Source organism: Streptomyces sp. NPDC059582 (assembly GCF_042735715.1).
Lineage (GTDB): Bacteria > Actinomycetota > Actinomycetes > Streptomycetales > Streptomycetaceae > Streptomyces.
Window position 1 is genome coordinate 1 of sequence record NZ_JBHWCC010000040.1, and the last position, 12,652, is coordinate 12,652.

General features: G+C 71.7%; 14 protein-coding genes and 2 pseudogenes. 11 read left to right on the plus strand and 5 right to left on the minus strand.

Annotated elements, in window-relative coordinates:
* Nucleotides 1–21 precede the first annotated feature (21 nt).
* Nucleotides 22–1,236, minus strand: coding sequence for a GDSL-type esterase/lipase family protein (locus tag ACFV0T_RS28855; RefSeq protein WP_385785178.1), 1,215 nt, complete (start codon nt 1,234–1,236; stop codon nt 22–24).
* Between the two features lie 81 nt (nt 1,237–1,317).
* On the minus strand, nt 1,318–2,763 hold the full coding sequence (locus ACFV0T_RS28860) for a glyceraldehyde-3-phosphate dehydrogenase (protein WP_385785181.1): 1,446 nt from the start codon (nt 2,761–2,763) through the stop codon (nt 1,318–1,320).
* Nucleotides 2,764–3,196: 433 nt separating this feature from the next.
* Here ACFV0T_RS28860 and ACFV0T_RS28865 point away from each other — a divergent pair, with 433 nt between their 5' ends.
* Together ACFV0T_RS28865 and ACFV0T_RS28870 are read left to right on the plus strand one after the other, a co-directional pair.
* Nucleotides 3,197–3,604, plus strand: a complete 408-nt coding sequence (locus tag ACFV0T_RS28865) for an SseB family protein (RefSeq protein WP_385785396.1) — start codon at nt 3,197–3,199, stop codon at nt 3,602–3,604.
* Nucleotides 3,605–3,708: 104 nt separating this feature from the next.
* Nucleotides 3,709–4,803, plus strand: a complete 1,095-nt coding sequence (locus tag ACFV0T_RS28870) for a hypothetical protein (RefSeq protein WP_385785184.1) — start codon at nt 3,709–3,711, stop codon at nt 4,801–4,803.
* A gap of 133 nt (nt 4,804–4,936) precedes the next feature.
* Here ACFV0T_RS28870 and ACFV0T_RS28875 read toward each other — a convergent pair whose 3' ends face one another.
* The 3 genes and pseudogenes from ACFV0T_RS28875 to ACFV0T_RS28885 form a co-directional block, all read right to left on the minus strand.
* Nucleotides 4,937–5,326: a MarR family winged helix-turn-helix transcriptional regulator gene (locus ACFV0T_RS28875; RefSeq protein ID WP_385785186.1), complete on the minus strand. Its 390-nt coding sequence runs from the start codon at nt 5,324–5,326 to the stop codon at nt 4,937–4,939.
* Between the two features lie 167 nt (nt 5,327–5,493).
* Nucleotides 5,494–5,844 carry a VOC family protein gene (locus tag ACFV0T_RS28880; RefSeq protein ID WP_385785189.1) on the minus strand — a complete coding sequence of 117 codons (351 nt, stop codon included), beginning with the start codon at nt 5,842–5,844 and terminating at the stop codon, nt 5,494–5,496.
* A 266-nt stretch (nt 5,845–6,110) separates the two neighbouring features.
* Nucleotides 6,111–6,476 (minus strand): annotated as a pseudogene (locus ACFV0T_RS28885) (substrate-binding domain-containing protein); the annotation flags it as partial.
* Between ACFV0T_RS28885 and ACFV0T_RS28890 the strand changes: the two are divergent.
* The 9 genes and pseudogenes from ACFV0T_RS28890 to ACFV0T_RS28930 form a co-directional block, all read left to right on the plus strand.
* Nucleotides 6,407–6,837, plus strand: a pseudogene (locus ACFV0T_RS28890) (glycosyl hydrolase 53 family protein); the annotation flags it as partial. The pseudogenes ACFV0T_RS28885 and ACFV0T_RS28890 overlap by 70 nt on opposite strands.
* Before the next feature lie 192 nt (nt 6,838–7,029).
* Complete coding sequence (locus ACFV0T_RS28895) at nt 7,030–7,317, plus strand: ArsR family transcriptional regulator (RefSeq protein WP_385785192.1); 288 nt, start codon at nt 7,030–7,032, stop codon at nt 7,315–7,317.
* A gap of 66 nt (nt 7,318–7,383) precedes the next feature.
* The gene (locus ACFV0T_RS28900) at nt 7,384–8,346 is read left to right on the plus strand and encodes an SMP-30/gluconolactonase/LRE family protein (RefSeq protein WP_385785195.1); all 963 of its coding nucleotides are present in this window, start codon (nt 7,384–7,386) and stop codon (nt 8,344–8,346) included.
* 91 nt (nt 8,347–8,437) lie between these two features.
* Nucleotides 8,438–8,893: a fluoride efflux transporter CrcB gene (crcB, locus tag ACFV0T_RS28905; RefSeq protein ID WP_385785198.1), complete on the plus strand. Its 456-nt coding sequence runs from the start codon at nt 8,438–8,440 to the stop codon at nt 8,891–8,893.
* Nucleotides 8,894–9,032: 139 nt separating this feature from the next.
* On the plus strand, nt 9,033–9,407 hold the full coding sequence (gene crcB / locus ACFV0T_RS28910) for a fluoride efflux transporter CrcB (protein WP_385785200.1): 375 nt from the start codon (nt 9,033–9,035) through the stop codon (nt 9,405–9,407).
* Between the two features lie 80 nt (nt 9,408–9,487).
* The gene (locus ACFV0T_RS28915; protein WP_385785203.1) at nt 9,488–10,324 is read left to right on the plus strand and encodes an undecaprenyl-diphosphate phosphatase; all 837 of its coding nucleotides are present in this window, start codon (nt 9,488–9,490) and stop codon (nt 10,322–10,324) included.
* A 145-nt stretch (nt 10,325–10,469) separates the two neighbouring features.
* Nucleotides 10,470–11,216, plus strand: a complete 747-nt coding sequence (locus tag ACFV0T_RS28920; protein ID WP_385785206.1) for a FadR/GntR family transcriptional regulator — start codon at nt 10,470–10,472, stop codon at nt 11,214–11,216.
* A 44-nt stretch (nt 11,217–11,260) separates the two neighbouring features.
* Complete coding sequence (locus tag ACFV0T_RS28925) at nt 11,261–12,283, plus strand: asparaginase (protein ID WP_385785209.1); 1,023 nt, start codon at nt 11,261–11,263, stop codon at nt 12,281–12,283.
* 170 nt (nt 12,284–12,453) lie between these two features.
* Nucleotides 12,454–12,651, plus strand: a complete 198-nt coding sequence (locus ACFV0T_RS28930; protein WP_385785211.1) for a hypothetical protein — start codon at nt 12,454–12,456, stop codon at nt 12,649–12,651.
* Nucleotide 12,652: the final 1 nt, after the last annotated feature.

Here is a 12,652-nt window from a genome sequence, read left to right on the forward strand (position 1 = left end):
CGGCCCCGCCCCGGGGCCCGTTCAGGCGCCCGCCTCGCCGAACGGGCCGGCGGCGCCGAAGGCCAGCTCGGCGAAGCGTTCGCCGATCCGTACGTGGGCGGCCGGGTCCGGATGGAGCTGGTCGGGCAACGGCAGTTCGGCGAAGTCCGTCTCGCCGTACAGCTCACGGCCGTCGAGATGGTGCAGACGGGGATCGTCGCCCGCCCGCTCGGCGGTGATCCGGGCGAGTTCCTCCCGGATGACGTCGAGCGTCAGTTTCCCGGCGGCGCGCTCGGCGGGATCGCCCGCGGCGACGAACGACACGTTCCCGTCCTGGAAGTCGGGGACGGTGGGTCCCGGAGTGTCCTCGTGGAGGGGACAGTACAGCGGCGAGATCACCAGCAGGGGTGTGGTCGGATGCCCCTCGCGGATGGTGTCGAGGAAGCCGTGGACCGCCGGTGCGAAGGCGCGCAGCCGCATCAGATCGGTGTTCACCAGGTTGATGCCGATCTTGACGCTGATCAGGTCGGCGGGGGTGTCGCGCAGGGCGCGGGCGGTGAACGGATCGAGCAGGGCGCTGCCGCCGAGACCCAGGTTGACCAGTTCCACCCCGCCGAGGGAGGCGGCCAGCGCCGGCCAAGTAGTGCTGGGACTCTCGGCGTTGGAGCCGTGGCTGATCGAACTGCCGTGGTGCAGCCACACCTTGCGGCCCCGGTCGGGCACCGCCTCGACGGGGGCGTCGGTGCGCAGGCCGACCAACTCGGTGATCTCCGTGTACGGCAGCCAGATCTCGACGTCCTTGGCGCCGGCGGGCAGGGCACCGAACCGGACGCTGCCGACCGGGCCGGGGCGTGTCTCCCTGGACCCCTTGGTCATATCCACGATCAGAAGGTTCCCGCCGGTCGCCACGGCCCGGTGGGCGAGACGGCCGTCGACCAGCAGGTCGTACACGCCGTGGGGGTGGGACGGGAGGCCCGGATAGGACATCTTGGTGGGCAGTACGTCCAGTTCGACGGCGGTGGCCCGGGTCCGGAAGACCAGCCGTACGCCGGACGGCTGGGCTTCTGCCATGGCCAGTTGCGGATCGCGGCACTGCGCGCGGGCCCGGGCGGGCAGCCGGTGCGGCAGCAGACCCAGCTCGGTGCGCTCCAGTTCGAGGGCGCCACGCACAAGGTCCGCGGTGATGGGCGTACTGATCCAGTCCGTCGCCCGGCTCGCCGTGGCGGAGCCGGGGACGTCGTCGAACTCGGAGGTCATGATCGCAGCGTGTCAACCGGGCACGGGATACCGCAAATGCGTTCCTGCGGACCCGCGTTCCGAACGTGCGGACCGGGTGAATCAGACGGCCGGGGCCGGGTACGTCGGGTACTCCACGCCGGAGACGTGCTGGACGACCCGGATGACCTGGCAGGAGTAGCCGAACTCGTTGTCGTACCAGAGGTAGAGGATCGCGTTGTCGCCGTCGACCTTGGTGGCGCCGGCGTCGACGATCGAGGCGTGGCGCGAGCCGATGAAGTCGCTCGAGACCGCGTCGGGGGCGGTGGTGAAGTCGATCTGGCGCTTGAGCGGCGAGGTCAGCGAGACGTTGCGGAGGTAGTCGAGGACCTCCTCGCGGGTGGTCTCACGTCCGAGGCGCAGACTGAGGATCGCGATCGAGACGTCCGGCACCGGGACCCGGATCGAGCTGCCGGTGATCGGTGCCTTGAGGTCGGGCAGCGCCTTGGCGACGGCGGAGGCGGCACCCGTCTCGGTGATGACCATGTTGAGCGGCGCCGAGCGGCCGCGGCGGTCGGCGCTGTGGTAGTTGTCCAGCAGGTTCTGGTCGTTGGTGAACGAGTGGACGGTCTCCACGTGGCCGCGCAGCACGCCGTACTCGTCAGCCATCGCCTTCAGCGGTGGGACGATCGCGTTGGTGGTGCAGGACGCGCAGGACAGGATCTGCTCGTCCGGCTTGATCGTGTCGTGGTTGACGCCGTGCACGATGTTGGGGACGTCGCCCTTGCCCGGCGCGGTCAGGACGACCTTGTCGATGCCGGGGCGCAGGTGCTGCGACAGGCCCTCGCGGTCGCGCCACTTGCCGGTGTTGTCGATGAGGATGGCGTCCTTGATGCCGTACGCCGTGTAGTCGACCTCCGAGGGGTCGCCCGCGTAGATCACCTTGATCTCGTTGCCGTTGGCGACGATCGTGCTGTTCGCCTCGTCGACGGTGATCGTGCCCTGGAACTGACCGTGGATGGAGTCGCGGCGCAGCAGCGAGGCACGCTTGACGATGTCCTGCTCACCGCCCCGGCGCACGACGATGGCGCGCAGTCGCAGACCGTTGCCGGAGCCGGACTTCTCGATGAGCAGACGGGCGACGAGGCGGCCGATGCGTCCGAAGCCGTAGAGGACGACATCACGCGGTTCACGGCGCTCGATCTTGTTGCCGCCGGTGGCACCGGCGACGGCCTCGGAGGTGAACTCGGCCACCGACAGGCCGCGGTCGTCGGTCCGGTAGGTCGCGGCGAGCATGCCGATGTCGATCTGCGACGGGCCGAGATCGAGCGTGGTGAGGGCCTGGAGGAACGGCAGCGTCTCGGTGACCGAGAGCTCCTCACCGGCTATCTGCCGGGCGAATCGGTGGGTCTTGAGGATGCTGACCACCGACTTGTTCACCAACGAACGGCTGTGCAGCAGAACGGTGACGTCCCGCTCCCTGTGCAGCTTCCCGATCATCGGGATCATGGACTCCGCGATCTCCTCGCGGGTCTTCCAGTTGGTGAACGAGTCCTCGTTGACAGTCACAGGTTCATCTTTCGAGCTAGGCGGTGCTCAGATGTTAACCCGTGGCGGATCCGGGCCCCGAGGAGGGTGGCGCGAGCGACCGGGACCACTGTGACCGGAGCCGGAAAACCGCAGGTCAGCGGCGCCGGGTGAGCATGCTGACCGCGTTGGCGGCGACCACGGCCCCGATGCGGCGGCCGCGGCGGTCTGAGCCCACGCCCACGCCCACGTCCGCGCCGCACGGCCGCCGGGCCCCCGGGCCCCCGGGCACGGGAGCCGGTTCTCGTGCCCGGTCCGGTCCGGTCCGGTCCGGTGCGGTGCGGTTCGGCCCGGTCCAGCCCGGCCCGGTCCGGACCGGGGAATGTTCCCGTCCGGATCGGGTACGCGATCCCAGCCGCGCCCGGGTCCCGCCCGGACGGGCAGGACCATGACCACCGCAACCAGGGGATCCACCATGGAGACACCCGCGCACGACGAGACCGGCAGCAACGCCCAGCAGGCGCTGGCCGTGCTGGCCGAGAACACCCAGGACACGGTCGCGCTGGACACGCTCGCCCACAGCGACGTGCTCGTGCCCGTGCCCGACGACGCCCCCGAGGAGGAGGTGAGCGACGCCACCACCGTGGCGTTGCCCGTCCTCGAACAGCAGAACGGCGCCCCGGTGGTGCCCGTGTTCACCTCGGAGCCGGAGATGGCCCACCTGCTGCCCTTCGTCTCGCGCTACCGTCTGGTGCCGCTCGGCGCCCTTGCCGCGCAGTGGCCGTCCGGCGACCTGTCGCTCACCATCGACGCCGCCGGGACCCACGCCCTCACCCTCACCTCGGAAGGCGTACGCACCCTGCTGGCCCGGCCGCACGGCTGAGCGGCCGACCGACGGGCCCCGCCGGCCGGCAGGCCCGGCCGTGACCGCCGCCGCACGCGACCTGCCGATCTGAGGCAGGCGCGGGCGCGGTCCAGAATGACGGCATGCTCTTGATCTCGGGCGTGGCCGGCGGACTCGTACTCCTCCTGGTGTTCAGCAGCATCCTGCGCACCCTCGTGGTGCCGCGAGGCCTCTACTCCGTGCTGGTCTTCCGGCTGTGGTGGCTGCTGCGGCGGCTGCTGCGCCTGGCCGCGCCCTCCGGCGACTACCGGGCCATCGACCGCGCGCAGACCTGGCTCGCCCCGCTCATGCTGATCGGTATGCTCGCGACCTGGCTCGGCGGTGCCCTGGTCGGCTACGGACTGCTCCTGTACGCGCTGTCCCCGCTGTCCTGGGCGACCGCGTTCCGGGAGGCCGGGTCCAGCCTGTTCACCCTCGGCTTCGCCAGCGGTGCCCGGATCAGCCTGTCCGCCCTCGACTTCGTCGCGGCGGCCACCGGCCCCGTCGTCATCGCCCTCCAGATCGCCTACCTGCCCACGCTGTACGCCGCCTACAACCGGCGCGAACTGGAGGTCACCCTGCTCCAGTCGCGGGCCGGGGAGCCCGCGTGGGGTCCGGAGATCCTGGCCCGGCAGTGGCTGGTCGACACCGAGACGGCCCTGCCCGAGCTGTACCGGTCCTGGGAGCGGCTGGCCGCGGACATGGGCGAGAGCCACTCCACCTATCCGGTCCTGCTGGCCTTCCGTTCGCCCCGGCCGTACCGCAACTGGCTGGTCGGACTGGTCGCCGTGATGGACGCGGCGGCCCTCCAGCTCGCGCTCACCCCGCGCAACTCCCCGACCGAGGCCCGCCTCGTGCTGCGGGCCGGATTCACCGCGTTGCGGGACATCGCCCGCGCTGTCCACATCCCGTTCGATCCCGATCCGGCTCCGGACGCCCCGATCCAGCTGACGTTCGCCGAGTTCGAGTCGGCCGTGGCGATGCTGGAGACCACGGAGTTCCGGGCCCAGCGCACCCCGGCGGAGGCCTGGCCGCACTTCCACGGCTGGCGGGTCAACTACGAGGCCGTCGCCTACGCGTTGTGCCGTCGCTGCGACGCGGTCCCGGCCCTGTGGACCGGACCCCGTGACTTCCGGGCCGAGCCGGTCCCGCCCCAGCGTCCGGCCGACCGGCAGCCGGAGGCGCCCGCGGCGGGGTAGCGACGGAGGGGTCGGATGCTCGTCGACTGCGACTGCGACTGCGACTGCGACTGCGACTGCGACTGCGACCGCGACCGCGACCGCGGCAGCCGTCCGCCCGTCCTCGCGGTCGGGGGACGACGGAGCGGACGGCCTAGGAGTCGAGCATCCGTGTCAGCGCGGCGCGCTGGAGCGGCAGTACCTCGCCGTGCAGGTCGCGGCCCTTGCGGGTGAGGGCGACCCACACGCCCCGCCGGTCCTCCACGCAGACGGAGCGTTCGACGAGGCCGTCCTTTTCCAGCCGCCCGATGAGGCGGGACAGCGCGCTCTGACTGAGATGGATCCGTCCGGCGATGTTCTGCACCCGGCAGTGTTCGCCCTCCTCGCGCGCCTCGGTGGCGAGGAGGTCGAGCACCTCGAAATCACTCGCACCCAGGCCGTGGGGGTGCAGTACGCGGTCGATCTCGCACATCGTGCGCGCGTGCACCGACAGGATGTCCCGCCACCGTTCTTCGAGCCGGGCGGCCGCCGTCTTCACTGCCATACCCGCACGGTACACCGAATCGGCCATTCATTGAGTGTGCAACTAGTGCGCGCGCAAGCGGCGGCAAGCAAGCAACCGGCCGCAAGACGTCGTGAGCGGTCGGGGACGCACCTGCACGGTCACGGCCGGTCGTGGACGACCGTAGGCGGTGGTCGGTCGGTCCCGGCTCAGGCCACCGGGTCCTGGATGAGCCCCACGAGGTTCCCGTCGGTGTCCTTCACCGAGGCGATCAGCCTGCCGTTACCGACGTCCTGCACGTCCTGCAGCGGCTCGGCCCCCGCCGCCAGCAGGGCCGCCAGCTGGGTCCGGATGTCGGAGACGTGCCAGTACGGCACCGGTCCGGTCATGCCCTTGGCGTGCCCGTTCGGGTCGAGGCCCACGTCTTGGCCGGCGTCCTTGAAACCGACGTAGTAGGGCTCGTCCGCGTACGGCTCGGTCTCCAGCAGCGCGCTGAACAGGGCCTTCGACCGGGCGAGGTCCTTGACCGGGTAGATGATCGTCTTGAGGCCGGCGGTCATGGGGTACTCCTTCGGGACAGGCGGGCCGACGCGTCTGGGTCGGTGTTCCCACGCTAGGCCGGGGGAGCGCCCGGTGGCTTCTCCGATCCTGACCGGTTGCCGAGGACCCGCTGTCCGGGACCGACGTCGTGGCGGAGTCGGAGCCGGAGGCGGCCGACGGAGGCGGCCGACGGAGGCGGCCGACGGAGGCGGCCGACGGAGCCGGAGACGCCGGCGGCCGACAGCGCGGGTCAGCCCACCGGTGACTCACCCACGCCGTCGCGCGCTCACGTCGACTCGCGCCGGATCAGCTCCGTCGGCAGGATCACCGCCGCCGGGTCCTCGCCGCCGATCTGGGCCAGCAGCACCCGCACCGTCTCGTTGCGGATCCGGTCCCACGGCTGCCGGATGGTGGTGAGGGCGGGGCTGGCCGCCGTCGCCGCGGGCGAGTCGTCGAAGCCGCCGACAGCGATGTCGTCCGGCACGTGCCGGCCCTCCCCACCCACGCCATCGGCAGCAGGCGGTGGAGCGCGCCGAGCAGCAGCGTGACCGTCGGGACCAGCGCGCGGCCACGTACGGGATCTGTCATGACGTGATCGGGCTGTCGTACTACGGCTACTGGCACGGCACGCTCGCCGCGGCGCAGACCACCCTCGACGACGTCGCCTCGCGCTACGGCAAGCCCGTCTTCGTCGCCGAGACGGCCTACCCCTTCCGTCTCGACAGCGACGACTCGCTCACCGACCAGATCGACACCACCGGTGAGCTGGTCTCCGGCTATCCGGCCACGGCGGCCGGGCAGCTGGCGTGGACGAACAGTGTGGCGAACATCGTGGAGGCCGTCCCGAACGGCCGTGGCCTCGGTGTCTTCTACTGGGAGGCGACCTGGACCGCGGTGACCGGCAACGGCTGGGATCCGGCCGACGCCACGTCCGGCAACGGCTGGGAGACCAGGCCCTGTTCGGCTACGACGACAAGGTGCTCTCGTCGATGGCGTGGTTCAGCCACCGCTGAGCGCGCGACGCGGGGCCCGGCCGCCTGGAGGCGGCCGGGCCTCTCCCCGTGAGGTCGCGGCACCGGCCGAACCGGCCCGCTTCGCGGGGAAGTTCGATATCGGTCAGTAGTGTCCAAGTCCCCGGCGAAGCGGTCTCGACTGCGCGACAGTGGGAACACGCGGTACGAGGAGGCTCGGACGGAGGGAACGAGATGCTCAGGACTCCGGTCGGTGACAGGCGTCTGGACATCCTGGACTGGCTCAAGGATCCCGCCGCGCACTTCCCTCCACAGCGGCACGGCGACCTCGTCGAGGACGGCGTCACCGCCGACGCCGTCGCCGCGAAACTCGGCGTACACCGTTCGGTCGCCGACACCCACCTGCGCCTGCTGGCCGGCGTCGGCCTGTTGCGCACCAAACGGATCCGGCGCCGCACCTACTACCGTCGGGACGAGATCCGGGTGGCCGAGGTGGCCCGCATGTTCGAAAAGGGCTGGTGAGCGTCCCGGGACGATCCGGAAGTCCGCGTCGACGTTCTCCGACCCCCCAGCGAAGGGCAGGCACCCGTGGGACGATCCACCGCTCTCGTTCCCGTCCGGCATGTCGGCATCGGCGGCCGCGGCCCCGAGGACGTCGTCGCCGACGCCCACGGCCGGGTCCTCACCGGCGTCGAGGACGGCCGCATCCTGCGCCTCGACGGACTGGCCGGTCCGGCGCCGGCCCGGGTCGAGGTGCTGGCCGAGACCGGCGGACGGCCCCTCGGCCTCGAACTCCTGCCGGACGGCGCCCTGCTGGTGTGCGACGCGGAACGCGGACTGCTGCGCGTCGACCTCGACGACGGCACGGTCCGTATCCTCGCGGACTCGGTGGCGGGGGAGCGGCTGCGGTTCTGCAGCAACGTCGTCTGCGGGCCCGACGGCACCGCCTACTTCACCGTCTCCAGCCGCCGCTACCCGCTCGGACAGTGGATCGGCGACCTGGTCGAACACACCGGCACGGGACGGCTGCTGCGCCTCGCGCCCGGCAGCGCGAAGCCCGAAGTGCTGCTGGAGGGGCTCCAGTTCGCCAACGGCCTCGCCTTCGGCGGCGACGGCTCCTTCCTGGTCCTCGCCGAGACCGGCGCCTGCAGGCTCACCCGCTACCGGCTCACCGGACCGCGGGCCGGCCACCCCGAGCCCTTCGTCGAGCACCTGCCGGGCATGCCGGACAACATCTGGCGCGGCGGGGCCGACGGGCCGATCTGGGTGGCGTTGGCCGGGCCGCGGGTGCCCCCGCTGGACCTGCTCCACCGCGCCGCGCCGGCGGTACGCCGCACCGCGGCCGGCCTGGCCGTGCGCGCACCCTTCCGCCCCACCGGGGCGGCGGGCGTCCTCGCCGTGGACGACGACGGCCGGGTGCTGCACCACCTCACCCGCCGCCGTTCCGGATTCCGCATGGTCACCAGCGTCTGCCAGGTCGGTGGTCACCTGATCCTCGGCAGCCTGTGGGAGCGGGGCGTCGCGGTGTGCGAGGCGCCCGCCGGTCGGTGAACCCGGCGTTACCCTGTTGAGCGACCATGATCACCGCGCGCGGTGCGGTGAGGGTCGGGCAGGAAGACGTACAGGCAGGAAGACGTACGACATGACAGTCCCGGACGCCGAGGGCATCCGTGCCCCCAAGGCCCGACGGACCGCCCCACGCGCCGAACTCGCGGTCGTCACGGTGGTCGCCCTCGGCGGCGCCGTCGGCGCCGCGGCCCGTTACGCGGCCTCGCTGTGGTGGCCCGCGCGGCTCGGCGGCTTCCCCTGGACGATCTTCTGGGTCAACGTCGTCGGCTGCGCGGTGATCGGCGTGTTCCTGGTGCTCGTCACCGAGGCGTGGACCGCGCACCGGCTGCTGCGGCCCTTCTTCGGTACCGGCGTGCTCGGCGGCTTCACCACCTTCTCGACGTACGCCGTCGACATCCAGAAGCTGTTCGACGACGGCCGCCCGGGTACGGCGCTCGCCTCTCTCGCGGCGACCCCGTGCGCGGCGCTCGCGGCGGTGTGGCTCGCCGCGACGGCGACCCGCCGCGTCCTGGCCCGGAGACGGCGATGACGAGACCGGCCGGCGGCGCGCTGCGGGCGCTGCCCCCTTCCGGGGCTTCGAGGGTGCCGTGTGAAACGGGGAGCAGGGAACCCAGGCGTGAAGCCGACAAGTCGTACATAGAGGGCGAATAGGAAGGTAAGAAGTCGTTGTGAACTGGGTGCTGGTCGTCATCGGTGGCATGGTGGGCGCCCCGCTGCGCTACCTGACCGACCGGGCGGTGCGGATGCGGTACGACCCGGTCTTCCCCTGGGGTACCTTCGCCGTCAACGTCACCGGCTGCCTGGTCCTGGGCCTGCTGACCGGCGCGGCGGAGTCCGGCGCCGCCGGGCCCCACCTCCAGTTGCTGCTGGGTACCGGCCTGTGCGGGGCTCTGACGACGTACTCGACCTTCTCGTACGAGACGCTGCGGCTGACCGAGACCGGAGCGGGCCTCTACGCTGCCGCCAACGTCGTAGCGAGCGTGGCTACGGGCCTCGGTGCCGCGTTCGCCGGGGTGTGGATCGCCCGCGGGCTGTGGGCGTAGGCGGTCGGAAGACCCCGCGACGTAGTAAGACTGTCTACAGCACTGTCGACCAATTTCCTCAGAACTGGATTCCGGATTACATGAGCGCCATCTCCGTCGGCCAAGCCGTCGTCCTCGGAGCCGTCGAGGGAGTGACCGAGTTCCTCCCCGTCTCCTCCACCGGCCATCTGAAGATCACTGAAGGGCTGATGAACATCCCCGTCGACGACAACGCCGTCGTCGGCTTCTCGGCCGTCATCCAGGTCGGCGCCATCGCCGCCGTGCTCGTGTACTTCTTCAAGGACATCGTGCGGATCGTCTCCGCGTGGGGCCGAGGGCTGGTCGACCGTGAGGAGCGGTACCACCACGACTACAAGTTCGCCTGGTGGGTCATCTACGCGACCATTCCGATCGTCGTCGTGGGCCTGGCCGCCAAACCGCTGATCGAGGGGCCGCTCGCCTCGCTGTGGGTGGTCGCGGGCTCGTTGATCGTCGGCAGTGGTGTGATGTGGGCTGCGGACCAGATGGGCCGCCACAAGCGCGGTGAGGACGACACCTCGTTCAAGGACGCGATGCTGGTCGGCAGCTCCCAGATCCTCGCGCTGCTCTTCCCCGGGTTCTCGCGCTCCGGCGCCACGATGTCCACCGCGCTCGTCCTCGACCTGGACCGGGTGGCCGCCACCCGCCTGTCGTTCTTCCTCGGCATCCCCGCCCTCACCGGCGCCGGTCTCTACGAACTGAAGGACGCCCTGGGCACGGGCGTGGGCGCCGCTCCGCTGGCCGTCGGCACGGCCGTCTCCTTCGTGGTCGCCTACGGCTCCATCTCGTGGCTGCTGAAGTTCGTCGCCAAGCACTCCTTCAACGCCTTCGTCATCTACCGGATCGTCATCGGTGTGGCGCTGTTCGGCCTGCTGGCCACGGGTGTGCTCGACAGCTGAGTGACGGTGACGTGGCACGGGGTGTGCAGCCGGGTGTCGGGCCGCACACCCCGTGGGCTCTCGGGCCGCGTGCTCGCGGCTCCCCTTCTCGGCCGTTCATCGGCCGCCTTGACATCCCCGTCCCGTCCGCCGCAGGATCGTTTCTGTGAACCTGTCAGACAGCCAGACAGGTGGTGGGACACCGCGACGCGTGAGCGCGATGGAAGCGGTGCTCGGCCACCTCCGCTCCGCCATCGAGCACGGCACCTACGCGATCGGCGACAAGCTCCCCTCGGAGGCGGAGCTGTGCCGCACCCTCGAGGTCTCCCGACCCGTTCTGCGGGAGGCACTGCGCGCCCTGCAGACGATGGGGCTGACGGTCTCCAGGACCGGCAAGGGCACCTTCGTGATCGCCCATGCCGTCGAGGACCCCACCTTCGGCGACTACGCGGCCAGCGATCTGCTGGAGGTGCGCCGGCACGTCGAGATCCCGGTCGCCGGGTACGCGGCGCTGCGCCGCACCGCCGAGAACCTCGACCACCTGACCCATCTGCTGGACCGCATGGAGCGGGAGACGGACACCACCGCGTGGGTCGCGATGGACACCCTCTTCCACCTCGCGGTGGCCGAGTCCGCCCAGAACCCGGTCTTCCGCCGGGTCATCGAGGAGATCCGCGACGCGCTGGCACGCCAGTCGGCGTTCCTCAACGAGCTGGGCGGCCGACGCGAGCAGTCCAACCGCGAGCACCGGGCGATCGTCGAGGCGCTGATCGACGGCAGCGAGCACGACGCGGTGGAGGCCATGTCCCACCACCTCGACCGCGTCGAGACCAGCCTCACCGCCATCGTGCGCCCCGCGTCCCCGGCGGACGCCCCGGCCGGCGCACGCGAGTCCACCGGCGCCGACGCGTGACCCGCGAGCCGTTCCCCGTCCACCCACCAGCGATCCAGGCAGTGATGTACAGCAGTTCTCTCGCGAACGCCCCCGCGGTCCGTGAACCCCTCCACGCTCCCGTCGCCCACCTCGTACGCGGCGGGGTGATCGAGGGCGTCCACTACGGCTCCGTCGTCGTCCTCGCCGCCGACGGCGAGGTCCGGTTCCAGCTCGGCGACATCGAGGCCGCCTTCTACCCGCGCTCGGCGATCAAGCCCGTCCAGGCCGTCGCCATGGTGCGCGCCGGACTCCCGCTCGACGGCGACCTGCTCTCCCTGGCCGCCGCCAGCCACTCCGGTGAGGAACGCCATCTCGCCGGCACCCGCCGGATCCTGGAGCTCGCCGGTGTCACCGAGGACGACCTGCGCAACGTCCCCGACCTGCCGTTCGACCCGGTCGTCCGGGACACCTGGGTGCGCGAGGGCCGACCGCCCTCCCAGCTCGCCCAGAACTGCTCAGGCAAGCACGCGGCCATGCTCTACACGTGCAGGCTCAACGGCTGGCCGCTGGAGAGCTACCTCGACCCCGGCCACCCGCTCCAGACGGCCATCGCGGAGATCGTCGAGGACCTCACCGGTCAGCACATCGCCCGGGTGAGCGTCGACGGCTGCGGTGCCCCGCTGTTCTCCGTCTCCCTGCACGGCCTGGCCCGCGCGGCCGCCCGCATCACCACCGCCGTCCCCGGCACCCCGGAGGCACGGGTGGCCGACGCGATGCGCGAGCACGCGGAGACGGCCTCCGGCGCCGGCCGTGACGTGGCCGCGCTCATGCGGGCCGTGCCCGGCCTGCTCGCCAAGGACGGCTTCGAGGGCGTCCAGGTCGCCGCCCTCCCCGACGGCCGCGCCATCGCGGTCAAGATCGCCGACGGCGCGAACCGGGCGCGGGTCCCGGTCGCCGCGGCGGCCCTCGTCCGGGCCGGTGTCGATCCGGCGGCGCTCGCCGAGTTCGCGGGCGAGCCGCTGCTCGGCGGCGGTCGGCCGGTGGGCAGCGTCCGGCCGGTGCGCGCACTCGACCCACTGACGCAGCCCACGTACTCAGCCGTCTGAGCCGGGGCGGGCGGCGCGGAGCCGTCGGTGGGGAGGCGGTCGCCTCGAGGTCCCTCACTGCGCGGGCCGTCGTCGTGACGGCCTTCGCCGTAGGGACGTGGGGGCGCGGAGGGATGTGGGGGACGCGGGGGTCGTCGGTATCGAACTGTCCGCAGGGCGGGGCCCCGACCGTGACGGTCGCCGGCCCGTGGTCCGGTCACCGGCGTCCGGCGCCGGTCGGCGCGCCGCCGGTGCCGGTCGCCGCCGTGGTCGACGAGGACCGCGGCCGGCCCGCGGAGGCCGTCGAGCTGATCCACGAGATCAACCCCGGCGCCATCGCGATCCCTGACCGTCGGCGACGCAACCGGACCGGCCCGGAGGCAGAATAGT

Excerpts from the sequence above, each read along its gene's own strand:
- ACFV0T_RS28855 (WP_385785178.1), bottom strand. The coding sequence starts at position 1,236 with ATGACCTCCGAGTTCGACGACGTCCCCGGCTCCGCCACGGCGAGCCGG.
- ACFV0T_RS28865 (WP_385785396.1), top strand. The coding sequence starts at position 3,197 with ATGGAGACACCCGCGCACGACGAGACCGGCAGCAACGCCCAGCAGGCG.
- ACFV0T_RS28870 (WP_385785184.1), top strand. The coding sequence starts at position 3,709 with ATGCTCTTGATCTCGGGCGTGGCCGGCGGACTCGTACTCCTCCTGGTG.
- ACFV0T_RS28875 (WP_385785186.1), bottom strand. The coding sequence starts at position 5,326 with ATGGCAGTGAAGACGGCGGCCGCCCGGCTCGAAGAACGGTGGCGGGAC.
- ACFV0T_RS28880 (WP_385785189.1), bottom strand. The coding sequence starts at position 5,844 with ATGACCGCCGGCCTCAAGACGATCATCTACCCGGTCAAGGACCTCGCC.
- ACFV0T_RS28895 (WP_385785192.1), top strand. The coding sequence starts at position 7,030 with ATGCTCAGGACTCCGGTCGGTGACAGGCGTCTGGACATCCTGGACTGG.
- crcB (WP_385785198.1), top strand. The coding sequence starts at position 8,438 with ATGACAGTCCCGGACGCCGAGGGCATCCGTGCCCCCAAGGCCCGACGG.
- ACFV0T_RS28915 (WP_385785203.1), top strand. The coding sequence starts at position 9,488 with ATGAGCGCCATCTCCGTCGGCCAAGCCGTCGTCCTCGGAGCCGTCGAG.
- ACFV0T_RS28925 (WP_385785209.1), top strand. The coding sequence starts at position 11,261 with ATGTACAGCAGTTCTCTCGCGAACGCCCCCGCGGTCCGTGAACCCCTC.